This is a genomic window from Butyrivibrio sp. VCB2006 (assembly GCF_000420945.1).
Taxonomy (GTDB): domain Bacteria; phylum Bacillota; class Clostridia; order Lachnospirales; family Lachnospiraceae; genus Butyrivibrio.
Genome location: NZ_ATVX01000019.1, coordinates 22,108 through 46,353, shown reverse-complemented (window position 1 = coordinate 46,353; position 24,246 = coordinate 22,108). Strand labels below are relative to the sequence as shown.

Below are 24,246 nucleotides of genomic sequence, written 5' to 3'. Positions count from 1 at the left end.
CTCGATTTTTTCACTTTATATATCATAACCAGCTTTTCTTGGATTTACGTAACATAAATCCAAATCCCAATAAGCTCACAAGGGAAATAAGCTCACTTAGGCGCCACAGACTACGAACTCTGTATTTCACTGTAATATTCCCCTTATATTGACCAGACACATATATGCTGATTCTATTATTATCTCCGGTGTATACGTCAAGCTCATTGCCATTATCATCTACCGCAACATAACGGGGATATGCAAATCTTGGGATAACTATCTCCCCTGCTTGTGGCATATCCACAGCCAGCACCAGATCTGTGCCTCTCTCACTGGTTATCATGGCAGTACCTACATCAGTAATAACCTTGCTATCCAGCTTATCCACATCAGTTCCGGTTAGGAGATATTCGGCTCCTCCAACCAGAGGAATGCTTCCTCCGGTATGGGTCGTAAGTTCAGAAGTATCCAGGTAATTCACCTGTCTGGTAGCTTCACTATAGTTACTTACAAAGCTGCCCAGGCCTATCACAATACCAATTCCAACTACAGCACTTAGCTTCACCACATCATACCCATGCTCTACTGCATACTCCATGAGAAGCCCCAGCAATATCGCAAGGAAAACAGTCGAATATCCCACATATCTCCAAGGAAACTGAATAGCAGCAAAAGTATTAAAAAATGGAACTCTCAGAACCATCTGATTCCAAGGAAAAATATCAGTGGACACAAAAAGGAGAACGCATGAAGCTATAGTCATGGCCTTGATCTTACCCGTAGCCTTACATGCAATCATCATAAAGATTCCCACAAGAAGCGCAATCATAAGAACAAACCCGGGGCTTATCTGCATTCTCTCACTGGCATAAAGAGAATTATCTCCAAATATACCCCTGAAGAATGCAAAATAGTCGCTAATAAATGCCCCGCCTTCCTGGATATATTGCTTCTCACTTCCTAAAACCTTAATATAAACATCGGTATTAAGGTAATAATCCAGAAATGGCACTATAAAGGCAAGACCCACAAGGACAAATATCCCTATGGCCTTGACATAAACCAAAAGCACTTCTTTCTTAAAAGTCTTCTTATAGCACACAAGAGCTATTACAAGGAGCACTATCACCGTCATCTCAGTAGACAATACGTGTGAATACAAGAGACCCAGCATTCCAAAGGAAAGAGGAATAAAGCTGCGCTTAAATGCCTTGTCACCGACATCCAGTGTATAGATATTCCACACAGCCATCGCTATTACAGGCAGAAAAGCCATAGCAGTATATTCACCAAGGGACTGCCTTCCCCATACATTCACAAGTCTGTAAGCTGACAATGTGTAAGCTGCAGCTACAATCATAGCTATCTTGTCATCGGTAAATATACTGCAACCCAGTAAATAACTAAACACAGTCGTCAGAATGCTGATAAATATTATGTACGTCTTATAAGCTGTGGCAATGGAAAAGCCAACCACCCTCAGAACCGCCGGAATATATAACAAGAGATTTGGGTAAAAGACATCCACCGGATATCCATAGGAATCATTAAAAACAGTATTCATGATAACCGGAAACTGCCCAAGCCTTAGCCCCTCAGCAATTCCCTCTATCCTAAGAAGGTGAAAGCTCGTATCATGCCCTGTTCCAAAGCCATACATAAAAGCCGGAAGTGATGCTCCAAAGGCGATCGCCATCAGTATCATTATTGTCTTCTTGTTATACCTGCTCCAAGGGCAGAAAAGACATGCATCTACGAGAAGTGATAACAAGGCCATTACAAATATAAGAATGCGTAGGTTATTGTTATTCTCAGCTATTACTACCTTCTGAATGTTATACTCTCCTTCGGCAGAATTCGTAATTGAAAGCTTCAGATCATCTATAGCATGTGTCACATAGAAATCATAGGACCCCAAAGTTTTATTGTCACTAAGAATAAATGAGTTGGCATGAAGAAAATGGCTGCCATATTTAGAAGACAAGGTGGCATTTAACTGATCCTCAGACTCATAGTCAATAACAATTGTATAACTACCGGCCACTACAGAAACCTTTCCCACACAATCTTCAGAAAGGGCAATGTCATATGATTTTAAGTGGCTGCCATGCACAATAAGAGCTAAAATCACCGCTATTATCGCAACAATTTCCAGGGCTATGACCAATACTATCTTTTTATTCTTAGAACTCTCCATATTTATGTTCTCACCCAACTTTATACTCAAACTATCCTTAAACAAGCGCTTCCAGCTCAGCTACTGATTTCTCTATGCTAAACTCAGATGCCCTTGAAATAATCGCATCTCTATACTCCTCGTAAGCGCTACATCTCTTCTGGGCTTTCTCGATGGCATCAGCTAGAAGCTCCGGATCTCCTTTTTCAAAGAGAATTCCCTGATTATCTTCTGTAATTATCTCAGGAATTCCGCCAACTCTTGATGCAACGCACACAAGTCCCTGGCTCATAGCCTCGATAATTGAAATACCAAAGGCCTCCTGCCAAACAGATGGATAAACAAAGATTCCATCCCTGTCAAAATACTCCTGCTTGTCCAGTACAACCCCATGAAAAGAGACCTGCTCAGATATTCCAATATCCTCTGCTAATTTCTGCAGAGGTTGTCTAGCTTCTCCATCTCCAAGAATGTCAAGATAAACATAGATACCTCTGTCTTTCAAAAGAGCTATAGCCCTTATGAGCACATCAACTCCTTTAACATCTACAAGTCTTCCGATGTACAAGAGCCTATTCCCATCTAAGCATTTCTTAGTCGCAAGCTCAGCTATATCTCCAGTCTCTATTCCATTGTAGATGACCTTAATCTTGTCTTCATCAATTCCAAACTCATCCTCATAAGAACGTTTTGCGAACTCAGACACAGCTACTAGATTATCCGAATCTTCCAAAGTCTTCTCTAGTAAATAATGATGAAGCAAATCCACAATCTTATTTCCGGTATAGAAGTCATTCTCATCAAAAGTACAATGAAGATACTTGATAAAAGAAACATCAAGCATTTTTTCTCTCTCTGCAAATCTAATCAATGACTCATATAATAAATAGAGCTTAACGCCCTCATGGTGCACCACTACTGCATCATACTTACCATCTGCAAATATCTCTTGTAGCGCTCCAAGCTTCTTCCAGATAGACTCTCCGGTCAAATCATATGTAATTAATCCATTTTCTTTCATCCTGTCCGCTATAGCGCCCCCGGAAAAAAGAAAACAAAACTCGTGCCTATACTCTCCTCGGAGCCCTATCTGTTCGCACAAAATTTCTATTCCACCGGCTCCGCCGCCGCTAAGTAAATGAAGAACCTTCTTCATAGTAATCCTTTCAAAACTCATTTATCAATAGCCCGCAGTATTACTCTATCTTAATGCTGTCTGTATCTTCACTTTTGCTTAACAAGCATTCTCTTTAATCCAGGTGCATAAATTTCAAGGAAAAGAGATACCTTTTTCTTGAAGCTAATACTATCTGCACCAAACACCTCTTTAGCATTAACTTTCAAGTTCTTACTGATATCACCTATATACTTCTCTTTATCCTCTATATCTGAGTCCTTAAGTTTTCTCAAAGCCTCTATTTGCGTAGTACAAAGTCCCAATTTAGCTAACTGATATAGCTCCTTCTCACCAAGTTCCTTAAAGAACTCACATCGTTCCTGCCTTGCATACATTGCATCAAGGCGTTTTAAACTATACCCAGAATGAGTGATACTGCCTTTTCTCTTGGATCTGTAGTGATACACAATTTTATCAGTAAGGGCCACCTTACCCGAGTTCCAGTACAGCTTATAAACCAGATACTCATCCTCATGAATGTGTCCAAGTGGAAACTCCAGGTCATCAAAAAGGCTCTTATCGAACATCTTGGTCATGACGATTCCCCAGCCCATCTTGTACTCACTCATAAGAGTCTTGCACATATCATAGCCGCTCTGTACACTTCTCTTATCCTCTGATACGAAGCCTGCAATGTCCTCTTCCTTAAAAAAGTTCTTGGACCTTCCCTGGGCCATTCTGGCGCCGCTCTTAAGTATACAGTCATACAGAGTAGACACATAATCAGTTGCTATCATGTCGTCAGAGTCGATAAAAGATATATATTGGCCCTTAGCTACTCTGATACCTGAATTCCTTGCTCCTGACAGGCCCTGATTCTCCTGATGAATAACGCGAACTCTAGCATCACGCTGCGCCCACTCATCGCACTTTTCCCCCGTTCCATCAGTTGCTCCATCATCCACAAGGATAATCTCGATATTCTCGTAGTCCTGATGGCAGATACTATCTATGCACTTGTCTATGTAGTCCTCAACGTTATAGGAAGGAACTACAACTGAAATCAAATCACTCATCTGATACCCTACCGCAAAAAAGCCCACTTTGTGGGCTCATAGTTAAGATAAATTATAAAACACTTTATGCATAATATCTATGAAAACCTGATAATAAACAGTATACTAGTATAATCAAAAGATTAGATAATTGACCGGGAGTCCAAATGGGTATTAGATACAACATTTATAAATACTTTGCAGATAAAAAAGAACTAAACGAAATCACTCAGGAAAAGCTTGATAACCTCAAGACAATAATGACCCGTTTTGATATTAGAGAGATATCTTTTTCTGAGAATTACAAGGAAGGCCAGGCCCTTAAAAAGGCCCTTAATAGGCTATCTATTCCAACTAATTCTGACGGTAACAAACGTATTGTCATCTCTGGTGGAAATACAACAAGCTCTGGCACAGACTATCCCTACACAGCCAAGGAGTTCCTCTCTTTCCTGGATACTCCCGATTACATCGTGGAAACTGAAATTCCGCGCATATTTAGCACCTTAGAAAATGAGAACGATAGATTTCTTATTGTTGGAAATGGCGCCTATACAGATACTCTATACAACTATCTGTCTGCAAACTCAAATATAACTGTAACCAGAAACACAGATGACACTTTTAATCTCGACGCACTCGAACCCGATACCTTTATAATATTCGCTGACCTTCGTCCATATCAGGAGGTAAGAAACTCTGCCGGTACGCAGCTGCGTACCTTCTACCTCAGGAGGTTATATGCGCCCTTTAGTAAGACCTCAGAGTACCTTCTGGACCTCAATACCTTTATACTTCCAAAGCTCCGGGAGGGCGGTGTTAAAGTCATATGGATCTATATTCCAGACGAGAAAAGACTCACCCGCTATAGTGAGGTTCAGAAAAAGCTCCGCTACTGGGAGAGACTTCGCCGCTATACTCCGGATCTCTTTGACCGCATAAGGGCCAGACACGAGAGCAATCAGTATCTCCAAGCTGAGCTTAAGTCAATTATCAACGATAACACTCGTGGCTATAGCACCAATTATCATAACGGGCAGTACATCAATTTCGATAACGGTTTTAGACGCACTGTGGGCAACACAAGCTCCAAGACTAATAGCGTATATATCTACGGGCCATGCTTTGTAAGAGGCTCCAGCTATGAGGATGCAAAGACTATTCCATCACTTATTAAGTCGCAAATAGATGACCGCTACAGCGTCTACAACATGGGTAGTACCTTCAATACCATCAGCTACATCATGCGTGAAAAAGAGTACAAAACAGGCGATATCGTAGTAGTATTTAGCCCATCTACAGTGGCTTCTTCTACTACAACAGCGTTTGATGCTGCCATTGACCTCACCGATGTGTATAACGAAATTAGTGATGTAGAGAACCATGTATTTGATATCGCTGTACACTTTGATCACGTGATAGCAGAAAAGATATCCGAGAAAATAGCTGACGTTATCAATGAACTTGACACTAGCTCTGACGCAGCTACAGATCCAACCCTGGTTACCTTTGGCCCTGCTCTCAAGCGAATCACCTCAGTCAAGTCACTTCCTGATAAATCACTTATCTCCTGGCTTGAATCACAAAAATCCAATATCAAGACCGGAAGCGGCCGAAATGGCGCCATTGTCATGAACTGCAATCCATTTACCAATGGCCACAGATACCTTATTGAACAGGCCAGCAAACAGGTGGACAACCTATACATTTTTGTAGTTGAAGAGGATAAATCAGAATTTAAATTTGCAGACAGAATAGAGCTTGTTAAGCTGGGAACCGCAGACCTTGGAAACGTAACAGTACTATCAAGCGGCAAATACGTAATCTCAGCCCAGACTCTTCCCGGATATTTTGACAAAAAAAATCTGGGCAAGATTGACCTAAATGCCCAGAATGATCTTGAATATTTCCTTAGTATTGCTCAGTACTTTGGCATATCCGTGCGCTTTGCTGGCGAAGAACCAATAGATATGTTCACCAACCAGTATAACGTCAATATGAAACAGACCCTGCCTAAGTACGGCGTAGAATTTGTAGAAATCCCCAGAAAGCAAACAGGGGATATGGTCATCAGCGCATCTGCCGTTAGAAAAGCCATGCACGAAGGCAATTGGGAACTGGTCAAAGAACTAGTTCCGCCAACCACCTATGAATTCCTAAAGACAATGAATAACTCTAAATAATCATAAGCCAGATTATCCGTAAGGACATCACTCTACAGGTGATGTTCTTATTTTTCCGTTTACATTCTCTACTTTGTAAAGTTTACCAAGAGCAATTACGTCGGAGCCTTCAAAGGCATCAGAATATCTATCTATAAAGTCATCCTCGTAGGAAAAGAAGTATATATAGTCATGCTCTGCGCATTCCTTAGCAAACTCCTCTACACTATATCCGTCATCTAATCCTGTATCCACATCTGAATCAGAAGCAAATATACCCTCAGTAATTTCTATATTTTCACAATAAAACTGTACTCTTGACCCTGCATTTACATCTGCCGATGCGCTAACAAATAAGAGATCTGCCCCTTCAGGCAAGGTATTATTCAAATACTCAATATGGCCCTCATACCATATTTCATCATGGGTAAGTGTTCCTGGTAATAACTGCCCAGCCCCAAAGAAAACGGCTATATTCTCAACAAGGAATATCGCTGCCAGATACGGAGCAACCTTTCGACCGGCAGACATATAAAGCGAATAAGTAACTACGACAGCATATAGAGCCATCAACACATAAGTGGACATATACCTCTCAAGCCCCACAAACTCTACAGCTTCGCTTTCCACAATATTATTCTTGTAAACAAAATACATAATTACAGAATAATAGATGCCTGTTAAGAATACCCAAAGTCCTATCAGTACAACCTTTCTCCTATTATCCTGATTGTCTTCTATAAGGGCAAATATGATAAATAATACTGCCAGTGCTACCACAATCCATAAGTAAGATACATGAGCTACTATGCCCTTCATGGCTATAGCCTTCCAGTAAGAAGCTGTAATATCATTCTGATAATGAGGTGCTACGTTAACACCCTTAGCTCTGAGGAACGCTTGATATAAAGCCCATGGAATAACTGAAACAGCAGCTACTACGAATGAACTAATCCAAATTCTGATCCTGGAAACATTTTTATCACTAGCCAAATGATGCCATGCCCCATAGAACAAGAATAGAGCAGGTACAAAAGCAATTCCAACATTCTTGCATAACATAATTATGCTAAGTGTTAAACCTAGTAACCACAGGCTGTAGCCGTCAAAGTCCTCTGATATGGTTATCCAGATACAGTAGAATACAAGTACCCCCAGAATCAAATCCATATACAAGGTATGATAAAAAGGAACCGCAGAAAAAAGCGGAAGTGCCAAAACAATAAACAAATTCACCACAAACATTGCTATTTTGTGGCTCTTACGCTCTAAATTCTCCGATATTTTATTGTATATCCCTAATACTACCGGAAGAAGCATAGATATCTGCAGCATCTGAATTCCACGATAAGCATTTGGTTCGCTATATCTAAGGGATAATCTGCACCACAATGTTTCAAACAGAGAAACTCCCGGAACATAATCTTTATGCTCAAATGCTTTTGTAGAAATACTATATAGAAAGTCATTATTATAGGACTCTCTAACAAACCATCCCCAATGCGTGAACTCGCCAGACATGTTGAAATGTTTGCCGGCATTGAATACGAAAATAACTAAATATGCCACCACAAACAGACACACATCTACTCTAAGAAATTTACCAGGCAAAACAAAAACTGTAGACAGACTTGCAAGGGATTTCTCTCTGACGCAGAAGTAAAAAATAGCTCCTAAAGCCACAATAAACCCAATCCAAATCCCTACAGACAATCTGCCTATAGTTATCCCTGTTAACAGCATTAGTAGTATCTGCAGGAAAAAAGCAGGTGCCAAAGAATCAATAAGCTTTCTCTTAAAAACAAGGCTATATGCAGTTCCAACTGTCACGCAATAAACAAAAGGTAACAGAATCCTAACAATACTCATCATATAATCACTTACAATCCCACTATTAAGTCATCTTGCATTTCACATATCAAAATGACTTCTCTTCAACAGTTCTCTGATTCTTTGAATCATATACGGTTACTTTTGCTCTATAGCCTTCACTTGATTCAGAGATAACAGTATACTCTGCTTCAGATCCGTCTCTTAGAACTATCTCTGTGCCATCTGATATTCTACTAACATCTACCCCAAGATTTTCCAAGATAGGCTTGTTAGCTCCCTCCTGTAAAAAGGCTTCATCATAAATATCTACGGTAATGTCATAGTCCCAGCCATATAGGAGCTCTAAGTATTCATCAAAAGAGCTTATACCCTTTAGTGTATCTTCGATATAGCCGACATAGCTATTATAGTCATCGTGCCACTTAGCACATGAAGGATCTTCTCTATGATCTTGTATCTGATAGTTATTAACCAGTACATCCCCTATAAATTTGGAGAACTTAACACCGCCTGAAGCATTGACATGTGTATTATCACCCGTAGTCTGTAGATCACAGTCGAAGTTTATCAGATCCATATTAGTAAAGTCATAATACTCCAAGTTATATTTATCCGCTATCTCAGGCACAGAATCTGCAAACAGCTTGGCTGCTTCATTACAATCATAGCCTGTATTAACCAGCAGAACCTGACATCCTTTTTGACTGCACAACTCAATAATCTTCTCCAAGTACTCTTTAGAAGTTTCATCATACTTGGCATCTATTACTTCCGGATACACCTTGGCTTCTCTTACAGCAATCTCAGTAAGAGGCTTGGCACCTTTTCTTACCTCAGACTGTTCTTTAATCATCTGGTAAGTGTCAAAATCTGTAGGGCCAAGCTTGGACCATCTTTCATGATATTCAGCAATTTTGAATACCATATCCCACTTAACCTCTGTAGGTTCGCCCATTCCATCTACCCATTCAGGATTTCTTGCAAGGTCTCTGACCATCCTGATCTTATCAAGGCTAATCGGAAAGGCACCTGTAGAATCATGCACATGTTCCCATCTGTAGACAATTGCATTAGGCGCACAATCATACACATCAAGGACTATTACCTTGGGTACATGATAATGAAATGCCTGCTTCAAAATCCAGTAATCTACAGGGAGCGTACTAGCGTCTCCTGCAAGATTATATGAGGTGATTCCATATTGTTTCCATAACTCCATCGGATAAAAACCATATCTCACATGGCTGGATCCAACAAATAACACATCATAGTCCTCTTCCTTGGAGAAAAAAGATGCATAGTTCTTGTAGGAAGTCTTGTTTTCCAGTATAAAAGATATTTTTGAAACCATAAAAAGCGTGATAGCCACTACGGCTATCACACTTACAATGCGTTTAAAACTGGAAGTAAATAAAGTTCGCTTCATTATAACTTGGTCCCCATATTCCAAAAACTAAAATAAAACAAATTATAACCGGAATCACAATCCATCTAACCCAGTAATCCTGTTCTAATATAACCTTTCGGATCACGATTCCCTTCCTCTTGCACAAATCTGCTACAAACAAGATAAATATCGCAATCAGCATCATTCTGAAGTTCACATCAGATAGTCCGCACTGATACAGGGACTCGTGATCAAACAATATCCAGGGATTTCTAACTGCAAATATCTGACGCACTATAGCAAATGCATCACTAAGGCTATCTGCGCGGAAGAAAAGCCATGCGAAATCAACAAGCGCAAATGTAATAATAGCTCCTGCAACCTTGTAGCCAATCTTATCCTTGCTGATTCCTAGAATTCTACGTAGCTTATCTCTAATCGGCATGAGAAGGCTTCCAATCACCTGATATAAGCCATTAAGTCCGCCCCACAGCACAAAAGAAAGGCTGGCTCCATGCCACAATCCACTTACCAGGAATACTATCATGATGTTGATATATTTGCGAAGCTTACCCTTTCTGCTGCCGCCAAGTGGAATATACAGATAATCTCTAAACCATGAAGTAAGAGAAATATGCCATCTTCTCCAGAACTCAGCTACATTTGTTGAAAGATATGGTGCATCAAAGTTCTCCATAAGTCTAATTCCAAGAATCTGTGCAGCACCCATGGCAATTACAGAATATCCAGCAAAATCACAGTAAATCTGAACTGCGAACAGCATTGTTGCAACAACAATATACATTCCGCCAAACTGATCGTAGTCCTTATAAACTGTATCAACAAAAATAGCGATTCTGTCTGCAAGCACGAGCTTCAGGAAATATCCCCAGAGCATTAAAAGAAATCCATCTCTGAAATCCTCATAATTAAACTTATGAGGCTGGAGCTGCTTGAGCAAATTCTTACTTCTCTCAATAGGTCCAGCTACAAGCTGAGGGAAGAAGGATACAAACAAAGCGTATTTAAAGAAGTTCTTTTCTGCGTAAATATCGCCTCTGTATACATCCATGGTATAGCTAAGAGCCTGGAAGGTATAAAAAGAAATACCTACAGGAAGCACTATATCAAACACCGGAATGTTTACGCCTACTCCAACTCTGTTAAGCAGGCCTCCCATGAGTCCCAGTGCAAAGTTCGTATATTTGAAATAAAAAAGGATTCCAATATTAAGTATGAAGCTTACTGCAACTGCTAATTTAGCCTTAGACCTCTTCTCATTATCAGCTTCTTTGGCCTTTTCAATAACCATTCCGCTTCCAAAGGTAATAATGGTCGTTGTAAGGATCAGCAGTGCATATTCTGCATTCCAGCACATATAGAAATAATAGCTGGCAACAAGTAATAAATAGTTCTTGAGTTTATCCGGGCATACAAAATACAGTAATACCACTATTGGGAAAAATACCAAGAACTGAGCTGAATTAAATAACATTAGTTCCAGTCTCCCTCAACATAATGTACACTTCTGATCTCACCAAGGCTCTCTCTTACCCAATCCTTGAATATATAGTAGATTCCCTTAATTCCAGACTTCTCAACCTGCTCTCCAAGGTAATCCCAGTAGCTCTTTCTCTTAAGAGGCATATCCTTGCATGGTGATTTCTTGTAATACTCATACCACACATCATCATAAAGAAAACAAGAATACTTCCAAGGCTTAGCTGCTCCATCAAAATGGATTACAACAGCATCTTCAACGATCTCCTTATGGTTCTTGTAGTTAGTTCCGTAGAACTTATTAAGATCAGCAACCTTGTAGTACATTCTCTCGTAAACAAGCTTTCTGATAGGAAGATCAAATTTAATAGGCATCTTCTTGAAGCCATCTTTCAGATACTCATTGAATGTAGTATTATCCATGGATTTGCGATTACCAAGGCTTACTCTATAGTCAATAAGCTTCTGAGGAATATCATCCTCTATCATCTTCTTGGAATCATATACGTATGCTCCAGTAAGGAACTGTCCCTTTCCACGCACAATATCTACCGTGTTCTGAGGACCACCAAGATAGAAACCAGTCAGATCTTCCATGAAGAACTCTGTCAGATCCTGCATGATAAGTACATCTCCATCTATATAAAGGAGCTTATCATACTCAGTAACCAGCTGAGGAAGATTAAACTTAACAAGTGATGCCTGAGATACATGTGATACCTGGCTAATGCTAGCATACGCAGACATATCAGCATTTCTGAAATGAATATCTACATTTTTCTCATTTCTAAATGCCTCAAGACAGCTAAGGTCAGCATCTTCACAGTCAACACCAATAAGGAAGATATCGTAAAATGTATCTTCGTTCCTATTCTCAAGCATTGAAGTAATAGCAACACTTGTTGGCATTATAAAATTCTTGTCATATATGAAACAAACCGGAATAATCATCATTCTCTCCATATCAAATTAAAACTTAACTACTACAACCCCGTCGATAACCTTGATGGATCCATCATCAGGGTAATTTGGCATATTATCAATTTCAGTAGCATCACCTACTTCAGAAGCATCCACCAGCTGAGGCCTATATCCACACCAATTCTGCATAAAATCAAGCCATGCGTAATTGTTCACATAGGTCTGAACATTCCAATAAGGAATCTGATTGACATCTGCAAATGCCTTTTTCTTGACTGATTCTACACCAACAAGAGTTGCATCGCTTATCTGACATTCATTTACAAATGCTACAGGATACTCATCATCATAGCCTTCAGCACTCTTTATTCTAGTAATCAAGGTTGTAAAGTAACTAATCGCCTCTTGCTGAGCAAAATTGGCCAGAAGATAACATTTATTATCATATCTAGCGTACATCACAAGAAGCATACAACAAAATGCTATAAACACACGCTTTATAAGATTCTCAGCATTTACTTCACTACCTATTTTTTCTACCAGATATGCCGTCAAAACAAATGGCATAACAGCCCCATACATCATGTAAGAATGAACTTCACTTGTTCCTGTCATGACAATGATGAAATTCGTCGCAAGAGGAACTATTGCGTATAATGCCAATAAAGCTGCACATAACAATATGGACTGCTTACCCTTACGGTATATGCTATAGCCAGCTAGTATCATACCAAATATTCCAAACACATAGTACAATACTCGCACATTTGAAGGATACATATAAAACGAGGTGTCCTTAGATGGAAGAAGGAACTGCTTATATGCCACTAGCACTCTTACAAGGTATTGCACAAGAGAAACATTTCCAACCTGATCTACTCCCTTATAGCTAGACATCTCTGCCCCAAGAAAAGCTAAGTAAATCTTGTTTATAACAAAATACACCACCATAAAGCCAACAATATATATAGGCTTAAGCAGAATCTGGATTATCACTTTCTTTTCTTCATTCTTATCTGCCTTCAACACCATATGAATGCAATAAAAAACAATAAAAGAAAGCATCATAGGTATAAAAGCCTGGTATACTCCGACCGACGCTGCTGCAAGGAATACTCCGACTAGTCTCCACCATAAGTTATCACCAGCACATATCAAATATGCTCCCAGTATTCCAATGAACAGACCAAACATAATAATATGGGCACCGTAGATAAATCCAAATGCAGTAGTCACTGTTGGGAAGCACGCCATTACTGCGCCTATAAACCCACTTATATAAATGTTGTTAATCTCAAAAGCCCTAACCATAAGGCACGCAGTCAGCGCAATCAAAACCAAACTCAGCATTCCGTTATATAGAGGCAAACTGCAATTAACGCTTCCAAAGAAGGCCTGCTCCAGCTTGCCAAGAAGATCCAAAGCCCAGCGTCCAACATTAAACGTAGCTCCAAGTGCGAATAGGGAATTTCCATCATCGTGGACAGAATATTTATTAAATAAGCCCATCCCCTGGGATAACACTCCGACTATAATGCAGGAAAAAAAAGTTACTTTCTCCTGTATACTTATTTGAATCCTATTTTTATCTTTGTTCATAATTCTTACCTTTTACCGGTTCTCAATACGTAACACTATGAAGAGTTATATTATCATCTGTTTTATCCACATAATATAAGCGTCCATCTACAATCTCATCTGCAAACACAGCCCCATAGTCCCTTGCAAAGTCCTCATTAGTAGCTGCCACATATACATATGTGCAACGCCTTAAGGTGTCTTTAAACTCATCAAGGGTCATGTATCTTTCCTCAGCGCCTTCTCCCAATGTAAAATGGTTAAGCTTCATATCACTGTAGTAATAATTCAGCATATATCCTGGAGAAATATTGTAGTTGAAGCGAGAATAGTCTACACTGCCAGCTTCATCTATGCAATAAAAAACATCTGTATATTTAATATCAATGTAGTTTAATGCGCCGTATTCAAAATAATCATCCTGCGCTTTTACCTGCCCCACTAATCCGGAAACATTAGATATCATAAGTATAAAGACCAGTAAAAAAGAAAGTATAATCTTATAGATTTTAACATTAATCTTTTCGAAAAAGACAATCATGTAGACACATGTCAGAATATAAAAAGTGATATATGCCAGAATATATCTCTCACATTCCTTGGCTCTTGCTGCCTGGCTAAGATCTCTGGTCAGATAATTGGACAGGAATAAAAAAGCTGAAAATAGAATAAGTCCAACATTTATATATATAATTGTATGATTTGCCCTAGAATCCCTTTCTTCGGAGGTTATTACCATGATCAGCCAGACGAACACCAGTAGTGCCAGAGTCGCTGCATATGGAATCAGGAATCTATATCCATAGCCAAAGTCCCTACTGGGAGCATATGTGGAAAAAAGCACATTTACAAAATTCTTAACCGCATCCATGCGTATTTCTGCCGGCATGATAACAAAAGTTAAAGCAAATACAAATGCCGCACCAAGTATCAGAATAGCGATATATATACCACTATGACCATTATCTGCGATCCACTTAAATCCCCAGACTAGCAAAGCAATTATCAATACACATACAATTCCCAGATACCAATGCTTGGTAAGTATCCCAATTGCCTTGTAGGCAATATCTGAAAATCTCTCAATTCTTCCGTGTAACTTAACGAAAATAGTCCATGAAAGTTTAGCAATTAGAACAGCACATGTACATTTAAGAATATATGCCATTGATTTAATGCTTAGTTTCTCACTTTTTGAAACTACATCGATTCCAAATAGCATCAGGATTAGAATGGCAGCCAGTACCATTCCTGTTACCTTTGTAAGCGTCAGAAAAGCAAATCCCATGTATGAAGCATATTCATAGAACTTATCTTCATACTTCCTGGCTTTCAAATACATGCACACGATATAGGCCATGGTAATTCCCATGACAAAATCATTTTGCAAAACAAAGTATACTTCTCTAATCTTGGTACTAAGTGGGAAAAGAACTACAAATAGAGTTACAAACACGTATTGAAGCTTAGTCTTCTTTTCTTTGGATGAAAAAATAGCCAGCATCATGCCTACACACAGCATGGCCATAGCCCAGAACAAAACACTATCAGAAAAAACTCTCCAGAAACGCTCTGACAGATATTCCCACATCATCATGCCGGGAATATAGTCAAACCGATAAATTTTGTCTGCATGATAAAAATCAGATACATACTTGGCATATACCTGAAGATCATCCTGTTCTCCGACCATTCTGCCCCTGGCAGCCAGACCATAATATGCTCCAAGAATTACGTAAAGAACACCTCCAAAAGTTAGATATTTTCTAACAGAATGCTCTCTTACAATCCCCCAAGCGCAATAGCCCAAGCTAAGTGCAGCCAGAACACTAACCACAACAGGCGAAACTGTCAAAAAGCCAAACAAGCCGCATAGGTACGTAACAAAGGTAGCTATAAACATAGCTATCGGAATGCCTTCTTCTATTTTCTTGTCAAAAGCATATGCTATTGCTCCAGCAATAGGTAAGCACACCAAAAAGGCCATTTCCCGTTACTCCCATTTTTTTCTATTCTTATCTTTCTCTCTTCTCTTCTTCCTGTCAGCAACAATATCAAACATTCCGGCTAAGCCCTTATCCTTGATGTTCCTGCGAAGCTTATCAAATCTGTAGCTCCAGATGCCCCTGAGCTTAAACTCAACATTCTTGTAAGGAGACATCATGTAATATTTGTACCACTCTTTAGCCCAGGGTTTGAAAGTATACTTCCAAGGCTTTTCTCCGGAAGCATAGTGTATGATAACTGCCTTATCTACCACATCCTGAAGGCTTGTATAGCTGCTGCCATATAGTTCATTTATCTTAGCGACATCACTTTCCTGCATAGCAAGTACTCTTGGTGGTACGCAGTTATAACGAATATCCACATACTTATAATTCTTGCCAGTGGCTATATTGTAAGTCTGCTGATCCATAGAGGATCTGTCCCCGAGACTTCGTCTGATCTCACGCATCTTGATATTGAGCTTCTCATCACGGATGCGCTTTGCATTAAATAGCATTATGCCTGCGTTAACATTCCCTGTTTCCTCAGTGATGTTGTTAAGCTCCTTAACTCCGGCAGCGTAGCTGTCTCCAAGCTCCACATTATAAAGATCACTAAGGTCGCCCCTTACTATAATGTCGCCATCCAGATATAGAAGCTTATCGTAATTGGGAACAAGCTCACTTACATCAAACTTAAGGAGGCACGCTATAGATATATGCGCAAGCTGCTTGATATCTCTATATTCATCGAGAGATGCCCTTACAAGATTAACCGGAGTCCCCAGATCATTTAACTCTTTAATCTTGGCATAGGACTCATCGGAGCACTCAGCCATAATAATGTAAATATCATATTCCGTTTCGGGTTTCTTATTAACGATAAGTGATGTAATTGCCACACAAGTTGGCATTATGAAATTATCATCACTAATTAGTACTACAGGTATCTTACTCATTTTGTTATTACTTCCAATCACTAATCTTATTGCACATCGCAAACTCACCGAAACATAAGTGCAACGCTCTTTCCAGTGTTTCTGATAGAATCTTTCACTTTACTCTTAAATAGCGCAGTTCCAGATGGTTCCTGGTAAAAAAGCTCCGCATACTGACACTTCTTATCAAAAGTCTCAAGGACTCTGTAATAATCTCTTGCCTTTATTCTCTCGCAGTAAGGGATTCTCTCCTCCTGGCTCTTATAGCACAGCATTAACTTTTCTTTGTCTTCCATTACATCTGAAATATCAAGATAGTGCGTAGCACCTGGCATTGCTCCCCACATCTCATACTGGAGAACTATTGCGTTCTTTTTAAGTGTCTTGGCCTGTTTTACTGCCTTTAACACGCAGCTGTGATCCGGGTGAATATCCCTCTTATTCGGCAGAAATACATAATCATACTTAGAAAAATCCAAGTGGGAAATCTCCCTTAAATTCTCGTCAACCTTCTTGTTTGGAATTCCAAGCTCTGCCACAATCGTAGCTCCTGCCATTTCCATGGCAGTCCTGAATTCCTCCCGTCTGACGCGAAGTGTCCTATCCTTGGTCCAATTGGGATTCCCGGTCTCGCCATAGGCTAGCAGAACTACATCACACTGGCCTCTATGCTTTAACAGCACTCCTCCGCAGCCATAGGTTTCATCATCTGGGTGAGGTGCTATGATCAATATTCTGCTGTCTGAACTTATCTGTAGCTTCTCCATACCGTAGACACCTACTCCCCCATAATTCGTTACTACTTAATTTTCCTCTCCATAGAAAACATCTTCTATGGATACACTCTTTATACCTAACTTATCCAGCTTCTTTTCCCACTTTGCAAATCTGGAAATATCTGAAACCAGAACAATTTCGGCACCTTTACAGGCCTCAACCTCTGTTTCAGCTCTATAGGACACGCCTGCCTTATCAAGCTTACTCTTCATTACCTGAGCAATCGGATTATCCCCCAGGATAACAATATCCTTATCCATAGCCTTTATCTTATCAGCAACAGAAGCCCCATTTTCCTCAGCTTCCATCCACTTGCCCATGAATTTAAAGAGCCTTTCAAACTTATCGCGTTCTTCTCTTTCTATTTCCAGCTTCTTGTGTGTTCCGCTATAAGCCTTAGCACCTACAATAATAGATACCAATAGCAACATAGCCAGAACAATTATCATAACCATGCTAGTATTCATAATCGTCACTTTCCAATACTCACGCCACACCTATAACCAACAGATTACTGCGCGTTGTTCTCAAAGAGGTCTGCCTTATTCTTCAGTTCAATCTTGCCATCACCAACCTCATAGATATAGTCGCAGTTACGGATTGTAGAAATTCTATGAGCTATGATAATGAGTGTTGTCTTACCCTGCAGGTAATTGATTGACTCCATAACAGCGTTCTCTGTCTCAGTATCAAGAGCTGATGTAGCTTCATCCAGGAATAAAACTGATGGCTTAGTATAAAGCGCTCTTGCAATACCCACACGCTGTCTCTGACCACCGGATAACTTAACACCTCTGTCGCCAACAACAGTATCTAGGCCTTCAGGAAGTGACCTTACATATTCCTCAAGTCTGGCCTCACGAAGGGCTTCCCAAACCTTATCATCATTATCATTACCCTTATCGTTACTAAAAGTAATATTCGTCCTTATTGTATCATCAATCAGATAAATATTCTGCGGGATATAGCCAACAGCCTTATGCCAAGCCACATCATTTTCAAAAACATCCTTACCATCAACAGTAACTGTTCCATGATATGGTTCCAAAAGGCCAAGCATAATATCTGCAAGTGTAGTCTTTCCTGCTCCTGACTTTCCAACAAAAGCTACAGACTTATTCTTCTCTATAGTCAGATTTGCATTTTCAAATATGCTCTTAACGCCTTCAGGATACTTAAACGAAACGTCCTTTATTTCTATAGACTTTTCAAGTTTCAGCCTTTCGACTTCACTCTTATCAGTAACGGTACCAAAATTGAGTTTCTCGATCTGACGAAGATCCTCATATAATGCGTCTACAGAGGCCTTACCATAAAAGACATTTCCTATATACTCAGTGATTCTGTTAAAGCTCGGAAGCATCCTGATCGCCGCCAATGCAAACACAGAAAGCGTTGCTGCAAATTCAGTAACGTTGACTCCCATCAGCATTCTGATACATATAGTAATGAGAAGTCCTGACATCGCCAGCATCTCTGTAATATACTTAGGTCTAAAAAGATACAGCTTGTAATTCTTATTAGCTGTAGCATTTACATCAAAGGTCCTACTGTAATTATCCAGGAAGAACTTCTCACGTCCAAGAACCTTCAGTTCCTTGATTCCGCCAAAAGACTGAACAATCCATCTGTTCATCTCCGCATAAGACACTCGTTCAATCTCCCCGGCCTCGACTTGTCTCTTCTTATTCATCTTGTACATCACCACAAATGAGACACCAAAAAGTAATCCGACTAAAACCGTGGTAAAAATATCATTAACAAGAAGAAATGCCATCATACAAACACAGGTAAATGCCTCTACCACTATGCTTATAACCGCTGATATTACTGCCATGAAATTACCGGTGTCATTGTGGACATTTCTCTGTAAGTCAATTGGATTATGATCCACATGGAAAAGATAATTCTGCTGAAGGTAACATTCCATAAGCTTAAAGGATAGCTTTTTGCGATTATTGTACATAAAGTTCAGCTGAATTTTGTATCTCCATATCAGATACAAATTCTTGAGAACATACAAAACAATCAAAACCACCGAGAACAATACTACAAACTTGGTAACAGAATGAGCATCAAATGTATCTGCAAACAATGAATAATACTTATTAGCATCAATAGCTGTTGGATCCAAAATAACATTAACAAGTGGTAAAAGAGCTGACACTCCAAGTAGCTCGAATAAACCGGCAATCAGTGCCAGTAGCACATTTAATACCAGTTCCCATTTTTGTTTTCTATCAAAAATATAATTTAGCTTCTTTAACATTTTCATACACCTTTATTACTTCATCAAATTCAGCATAGCTTCTGCTCTGGATTTCCAGCTGTATCTAACCACGTCACCCTTAGCTCTTTCAGCCCTATCCACAGCATCACTCCCCTGCGCCTTAATCTCGTTAATGCATCTAATCCATTCACCTTCATCGGATGAACTTGCGAGATAGGCATTCTCTTCACTTAGTACTTCTCTGATAACAGGCAGATCCGATGCAATAATGCACCTTCCACTAGCCATATATTCAAAAAGCTTAAGGGGCGATGTGAACTTACCTATATCCTCCCCCATATTCATGAGCTTATCTTGGTTAGGAAGTATCAGCACATCCATACCGCACATAATCTCAGGAATTTCCTTGTTGTTAACCCTTCCATGGAAAACAACATTGTCAGAGAACTCAGCCCCTGTTTCCTTCACGGCTTCTTCCAATGTTCCGCCATAAATATCGAATACATCAGCCGAATCAGCAATAGCCATTCTCCTAATTAGGTCTATGCCCTTACCAACTAGTATTTTACCAAAATACCCTATATGTAGGCTATCTTTATTTAAACTAAGTTCCCTATCAGCAAAGGGTTCAAAATCCTCAAGGTCTGCCCCATCAGGAAGAACCGTTATACACTCAGCAGATAGTCCATAGCTTTCTACATAATAATCCTTAAGCCCCTGAGATATTGTCACAAGATGAAATTGCTTGTTATTCACAAACCATTTCCATTTCAGCATTCGGTATAATCTGCCTGTGAGGTGCTTAATATCTCCATGCAGGTCCAGCACCGCATCCAGGCCCCATATAACCGCTATCAACGCACAGAACGGATCTCTTGTTACTATAGCCTTGCAGCCCTGTTTCCTGGCAAGTCCCACTGCCTTTCTTGCCCATTTAATCTGGCTAAGTCTTGTATCCTCTCCCTTATCTATCCTATAGATAGGGAATTCATTTCTGACACCATAAACCTCACGCAAAGTAGCCTTTGTACCTCCTTCAAAGACTATAAGCCTAAAGTCTTCTGAAAGCGATGCAAAGGCGTCTGATATCTTGGCCACATGTATGCTGTTAGTTGAGCCGGAAGGCACTGTAGCCCTGGCTATATATGCTATTCTCGTATTCATATCTTCTTTTTGCTCTTATACATCATAACAGAGCAAAGCCATTCCAGTCCAGAAATAGCAATTATTATAAACACTGGGATAAAAACAATAAGATATCTTGCTCTTGCTTCAAATATCAGCACAAACAAAAACATCCCTATTGCCGAAGTTATAAACGCTGTATTAAGCTTACTCTTCTTAATAAAGGCACATAAACTCATAAGTGCCAGAGTTCCCAGCCACAATATCTGTTCTACCAGGAGTAAATACTTATAGTTACTTCCGGTATCGTAAAAGAGGTCACGAAGTCTCGGACACATTTTGCCATTCTTTTCTTCCAAAACAACGTTGTAGAAATTACCTTCAACTCCCCAGGCAAAAGAACCATCATTAAAATCAACCATTGCTTTTCTGGCTAAATGCCACAAAAAGCCTGACATGCCATAGGCTTCCATTCGCTCTTTTATAACTTCTATTTCAGCCCTCTCTCGTTCCTTGGGATCCTCGATAGATTTGGAAAATTTGACGTCATCCCAGAGATATGCACCATCTCTGCCATAATTAAGCCCCATCATTATCATGTGCATGGGTCCGAGTCCCTTACTATCATCCACTTCTATTCCAGTCCTGGCAAATGCCTTTGTAAAAAGAACTGATGAAATGGCAAAAATGACAACAAAAATCAGCGCCACAGATAACGCGCCTATCATTTTCTCTTTAATTCTATCCTTATCAAATCCCTTGATCACGTAAAGCAGTTCAGCAATTACAATGGCAATGGTAGCAACCAGTATCATAGGCTTAAGCTGGTATCCAAAGTATGAGAGTACCGCAATAGCTACCCACCCAACTAGACGGACTGCTCTTTTCTTCTCACCCATCACCTGATAAACTCTGAAAACCAGAACTGGCAAAAGTATACCAAGCTCATCTGTATATGGAACCACTACCCAGCCTGATATAGCAAACATCAGAACGAAAAGTCCCCATCCAGTCCAAGCAAAATAAACAATACCAAATAAATCGCAAATTACTGCATATAATACTCTTCCTGTAACAGCAAATAGAATACACTGAACAAGAACAATCATCATGAGTCCGTCCCTACTATCAAGGACTCCAAAATAATAATTCACCCTGCATATATAGTAATCAACTAACAGGAGCATCCGCTGATTGGGACACATGGAATAATAATCTCCGTCAGGTATTACGCCAAATATCATTTGCTTAGCATCATCTAATACCGCACCGGAATCCCACCCGGGAATAAAATATATGCTCAATGAAATATACAAGAGAATCAAAAAAAGCAACACTGATGCCATATTGATCCACTTGTTACTCTTACTGGTCACATTCTTGGACTTCAAAATAAAAGCAACAAGTATTATCACTAATGCAGCAATAATGAGCATCACTATTTCAGGTAATGCAAAACTCTTCTTGGCAAAATATGTTACTCTCTCCGCAACAAATACATTAAGAATAATTGCAGTAAACACCATTAACGCAAATAGTACATGTATGAAATTCAGTAAAAAATATGAAGCTTTTCTCATAGCCTTCTGATTAATGATATCCCTTCTACAACTGGCAGATCACCTGATTGGAATTGTTTCAATCAGTCCATCAACTACACCAATCTGATATAGTCCGCCTATCTGTATGTCCTCCGGATTCAAAAATGCATCCGCATAAATATCGTAAAAATCTTCTTCCATTGAAAAGAAATATATATAATCAAATTCTGAAACTATATCTACAAATTCCTCCAAAGAGACATCTGCGGAATATAAATCATCCTCATACTTCTTCTTGCCAAAAGCATATTCGCTAACTGATATAGCATCACAGTTATAAGTCACTCCAAGATCAGATCCCAAATCTTCCAATGCGATAGTCATTATAAGACTCGATCCGTCAGGAACATATTCATTAATAAGCGCAGTACAATCCTTGTAGTACTGTCCCTCTCCCGTTATAAAACTGGGAAGGAACTGGTCCATACCACTAAACATAACTATATTTTGCGCCAGCAATACCACCGCTAAATATGAATAATAAATATATCTACCTGAATAATATAAAAATAGCATAGCCTCAATAAGGAGTGCTACCAGAACGTACGTGGACATGTATCTGCCAAAGCTTGCAATTCCCGTTGCCTCATATTCTGAGAACATCAACAGATACATGAAGTACATCATGATCCCATAGTAAATCGCAGCAAGTCCCATCCAAAGAGTAGTTATACGTACGCGCCTTCTGTCCCTCTTATCTTCAATCATCACAGATAGTAAAATAGCCAAAACAACGCAAACAACAATTATCCACACATAGGATAATTTACCAACCAAAGAGTATGAAAAAAGCGCATCAAAATACTTACTTTCTACTTCAGACTGATACGCGATACTTCCGTCATGCTTAATTGCTCCAATTATAGACGCAAAACTCAATGAGCTATAGCTCTGTCCTCTTGACTCTCTGCTCATATATTTGTCGATGTAGGCATTATATATGCGCCAAGGTACTATAGACACAGCTGTCGCCAGCACGCCTCCAACAATAATCTTCCATTTCTGTATAGAAGCTTCAGAGTAATACATATGATATACAACATAGAATATGAGTAATATAGGCAAAAATGCGATTGCAGTCAGTTTGCACAGAATAAGATTGGCCATGGCCAAGGACACCGTAACCAAACTGAACTTATCAAATCCTTCTGAAATCGTTATCCATATGATATAAAAGACAATCACACCCATGATCAGATCCTGATATAGAGTATGATAAAACTGCAATGAAGAAAACAATGGTATGGAAAACATAATTGCAGTATTAATAATAATCTTTGCTACCTTCTGACCTGTAGTAGTCTCTTTGGTATTCTTCCCAAGAAATCCTACAACTACGGGCATTATCATAGATGCCTGCAATATATGCATTCCTCTGTAAGCATTGGGTTCACTAAAGCCAAGTGATAACCTGCACCACAGAACCTCAAATAATGAAATTCCCGGAGGATAATCCCTATGAATAAAATATTTATCTGAAGTGCAATATAAGGCATCCAGATTATATGATTCTCTGACAAACCATCCCCAATGTGAGAATTCATCCCACATATATAGAAAACTACCTATATTGGTCAAGAAAATGAATACATAGATAAAGACAAATAACCCAAATCCGAGATCAAATCTATCCGTCACAGATGCAAATGATTTCTTCTTCCAAAACGAATGTAACAAAACTATAACTGATACGAGAATACCAATATATAGCCCTATGGAAATCTTTTCAAACAAACACCCTGTTAGAGACATCAAAATCACCTGCATGAAAAATGCAGGTGCCAAAGAAACTATAAATCTCTTATTAAATACTATGCCAAAGGCCATTCCTATCAAAACACAATATATGAATGGCAATAGGGCGCTTACAACTATCATA

The 24,246-nt window shown here is 39.4% G+C and carries 17 protein-coding genes; 1 reads left to right on the top strand and 16 read right to left on the bottom strand.

The features are described 5' to 3' along the window. Positions 1-22: 22 nt before the first annotated feature. The 3 genes from G613_RS0115135 to G613_RS0115125 form a co-directional block, all read right to left on the bottom strand. The gene (locus G613_RS0115135; protein WP_029233425.1) at positions 23-2,179 is read right to left on the bottom strand and encodes a hypothetical protein; all 2,157 of its coding nucleotides are present in this window, start codon (positions 2,177-2,179) and stop codon (positions 23-25) included. A 37-nt stretch (positions 2,180-2,216) separates the two neighbouring features. Further along, the gene (locus G613_RS18840; RefSeq protein WP_196805071.1) at positions 2,217-3,314 is read right to left on the bottom strand and encodes a glycosyltransferase family 4 protein; all 1,098 of its coding nucleotides are present in this window, start codon (positions 3,312-3,314) and stop codon (positions 2,217-2,219) included. 68 nt (positions 3,315-3,382) lie between these two features. After that, positions 3,383-4,351 (bottom strand): glycosyltransferase family 2 protein, encoded by a 969-nt coding sequence (locus tag G613_RS0115125; protein WP_155828110.1) that lies wholly within the window; start codon positions 4,349-4,351, stop codon positions 3,383-3,385. Positions 4,352-4,497: 146 nt separating this feature from the next. On the opposite strand from G613_RS0115125, the gene G613_RS18835 reads away from it, so the two are divergent. Further along, positions 4,498-6,513 (top strand): adenylyltransferase/cytidyltransferase family protein, encoded by a 2,016-nt coding sequence (locus G613_RS18835; RefSeq protein WP_029233422.1) that lies wholly within the window; start codon positions 4,498-4,500, stop codon positions 6,511-6,513. Positions 6,514-6,540: 27 nt separating this feature from the next. On the opposite strand, the gene G613_RS0115115 is transcribed toward G613_RS18835, so the two are convergent. The 13 genes from G613_RS0115115 to G613_RS0115055 all read right to left on the bottom strand — a co-directional run bounded on the left by G613_RS0115115 (position 6,541) and on the right by G613_RS0115055 (position 24,245). Next, on the bottom strand, positions 6,541-8,364 hold the full coding sequence (locus G613_RS0115115) for a hypothetical protein (RefSeq protein ID WP_155828109.1): 1,824 nt from the start codon (positions 8,362-8,364) through the stop codon (positions 6,541-6,543). Positions 8,365-8,410: 46 nt separating this feature from the next. Then, complete coding sequence (locus G613_RS0115110; protein ID WP_029233420.1) at positions 8,411-9,751, bottom strand: hypothetical protein; 1,341 nt, start codon at positions 9,749-9,751, stop codon at positions 8,411-8,413. Beyond that, the gene (locus G613_RS0115105) at positions 9,720-11,207 is read right to left on the bottom strand and encodes an MBOAT family O-acyltransferase (protein WP_029233419.1); all 1,488 of its coding nucleotides are present in this window, start codon (positions 11,205-11,207) and stop codon (positions 9,720-9,722) included. The genes G613_RS0115110 and G613_RS0115105 overlap by 32 nt, the downstream gene beginning before the upstream one ends. After that, positions 11,207-12,163 (bottom strand): glycosyltransferase family 8 protein, encoded by a 957-nt coding sequence (locus G613_RS0115100; protein WP_029233418.1) that lies wholly within the window; start codon positions 12,161-12,163, stop codon positions 11,207-11,209. The genes G613_RS0115105 and G613_RS0115100 overlap by 1 nt, the downstream gene beginning before the upstream one ends. An 18-nt stretch (positions 12,164-12,181) precedes the next feature. Further along, positions 12,182-13,642, bottom strand: a complete 1,461-nt coding sequence (locus G613_RS0115095) for a glucosyltransferase domain-containing protein (protein WP_029233417.1) — start codon at positions 13,640-13,642, stop codon at positions 12,182-12,184. A gap of 112 nt (positions 13,643-13,754) precedes the next feature. After that, positions 13,755-15,698 carry a hypothetical protein gene (locus G613_RS0115090; protein WP_029233416.1) on the bottom strand — a complete coding sequence of 648 codons (1,944 nt, stop codon included), beginning with the start codon at positions 15,696-15,698 and terminating at the stop codon, positions 13,755-13,757. Between the two features lie 6 nt (positions 15,699-15,704). Then, on the bottom strand, positions 15,705-16,655 hold the full coding sequence (locus tag G613_RS0115085; protein WP_029233415.1) for a glycosyltransferase family 8 protein: 951 nt from the start codon (positions 16,653-16,655) through the stop codon (positions 15,705-15,707). A gap of 44 nt (positions 16,656-16,699) precedes the next feature. Further along, complete coding sequence (locus G613_RS0115080; RefSeq protein WP_029233414.1) at positions 16,700-17,401, bottom strand: PIG-L deacetylase family protein; 702 nt, start codon at positions 17,399-17,401, stop codon at positions 16,700-16,702. A 36-nt stretch (positions 17,402-17,437) separates the two neighbouring features. After that, on the bottom strand, positions 17,438-17,878 hold the full coding sequence (locus tag G613_RS0115075; RefSeq protein ID WP_029233413.1) for a hypothetical protein: 441 nt from the start codon (positions 17,876-17,878) through the stop codon (positions 17,438-17,440). Between the two features lie 44 nt (positions 17,879-17,922). Further along, on the bottom strand, positions 17,923-19,680 hold the full coding sequence (locus tag G613_RS0115070; RefSeq protein WP_029674989.1) for an ABC transporter ATP-binding protein: 1,758 nt from the start codon (positions 19,678-19,680) through the stop codon (positions 17,923-17,925). A 15-nt stretch (positions 19,681-19,695) separates the two neighbouring features. Then, positions 19,696-20,805: a glycosyltransferase family 4 protein gene (locus tag G613_RS0115065; RefSeq protein WP_029233411.1), complete on the bottom strand. Its 1,110-nt coding sequence runs from the start codon at positions 20,803-20,805 to the stop codon at positions 19,696-19,698. Next, complete coding sequence (locus G613_RS0115060) at positions 20,802-22,346, bottom strand: hypothetical protein (RefSeq protein WP_029233410.1); 1,545 nt, start codon at positions 22,344-22,346, stop codon at positions 20,802-20,804. The genes G613_RS0115065 and G613_RS0115060 overlap by 4 nt, the downstream gene beginning before the upstream one ends. 39 nt (positions 22,347-22,385) lie before the next feature. Beyond that, a complete protein-coding gene (locus G613_RS0115055; RefSeq protein ID WP_155828108.1) occupies positions 22,386-24,245 on the bottom strand; it encodes a hypothetical protein in 1,860 nt (619 codons plus the stop codon). Position 24,246 lies beyond the last annotated feature (1 nt).

Bases quoted from the DNA above. Each gene is read 5' to 3' on its own strand.
- G613_RS18835 (WP_029233422.1), top strand. From the start codon at position 4,498: ATGGGTATTAGATACAACATTTATAAATACTTTGCAGATAAAAAAGAA.
- G613_RS0115110 (WP_029233420.1), bottom strand. From the start codon at position 9,751: ATGAAGCGAACTTTATTTACTTCCAGTTTTAAACGCATTGTAAGTGTG.
- G613_RS0115135 (WP_029233425.1), bottom strand. From the start codon at position 2,179: ATGGAGAGTTCTAAGAATAAAAAGATAGTATTGGTCATAGCCCTGGAA.
- G613_RS0115105 (WP_029233419.1), bottom strand. From the start codon at position 11,207: ATGTTATTTAATTCAGCTCAGTTCTTGGTATTTTTCCCAATAGTGGTA.
- G613_RS0115125 (WP_155828110.1), bottom strand. From the start codon at position 4,351: ATGAGTGATTTGATTTCAGTTGTAGTTCCTTCCTATAACGTTGAGGAC.
- G613_RS0115080 (WP_029233414.1), bottom strand. From the start codon at position 17,401: ATGGAGAAGCTACAGATAAGTTCAGACAGCAGAATATTGATCATAGCA.
- G613_RS0115090 (WP_029233416.1), bottom strand. From the start codon at position 15,698: ATGGCCTTTTTGGTGTGCTTACCTATTGCTGGAGCAATAGCATATGCT.
- G613_RS0115085 (WP_029233415.1), bottom strand. From the start codon at position 16,655: ATGAGTAAGATACCTGTAGTACTAATTAGTGATGATAATTTCATAATG.
- G613_RS0115075 (WP_029233413.1), bottom strand. From the start codon at position 17,878: ATGAATACTAGCATGGTTATGATAATTGTTCTGGCTATGTTGCTATTG.
- G613_RS0115060 (WP_029233410.1), bottom strand. From the start codon at position 22,346: ATGAGAAAAGCTTCATATTTTTTACTGAATTTCATACATGTACTATTT.
- G613_RS0115055 (WP_155828108.1), bottom strand. From the start codon at position 24,245: ATGATAGTTGTAAGCGCCCTATTGCCATTCATATATTGTGTTTTGATA.
- G613_RS18840 (WP_196805071.1), bottom strand. From the start codon at position 3,314: ATGAAGAAGGTTCTTCATTTACTTAGCGGCGGCGGAGCCGGTGGAATA.
- G613_RS0115095 (WP_029233417.1), bottom strand. From the start codon at position 13,642: ATGGGCTTATTTAATAAATATTCTGTCCACGATGATGGAAATTCCCTA.
- G613_RS0115070 (WP_029674989.1), bottom strand. From the start codon at position 19,680: ATGTTAAAGAAGCTAAATTATATTTTTGATAGAAAACAAAAATGGGAA.
- G613_RS0115065 (WP_029233411.1), bottom strand. From the start codon at position 20,805: ATGAATACGAGAATAGCATATATAGCCAGGGCTACAGTGCCTTCCGGC.
- G613_RS0115115 (WP_155828109.1), bottom strand. From the start codon at position 8,364: ATGATGAGTATTGTTAGGATTCTGTTACCTTTTGTTTATTGCGTGACA.
- G613_RS0115100 (WP_029233418.1), bottom strand. From the start codon at position 12,163: ATGATTATTCCGGTTTGTTTCATATATGACAAGAATTTTATAATGCCA.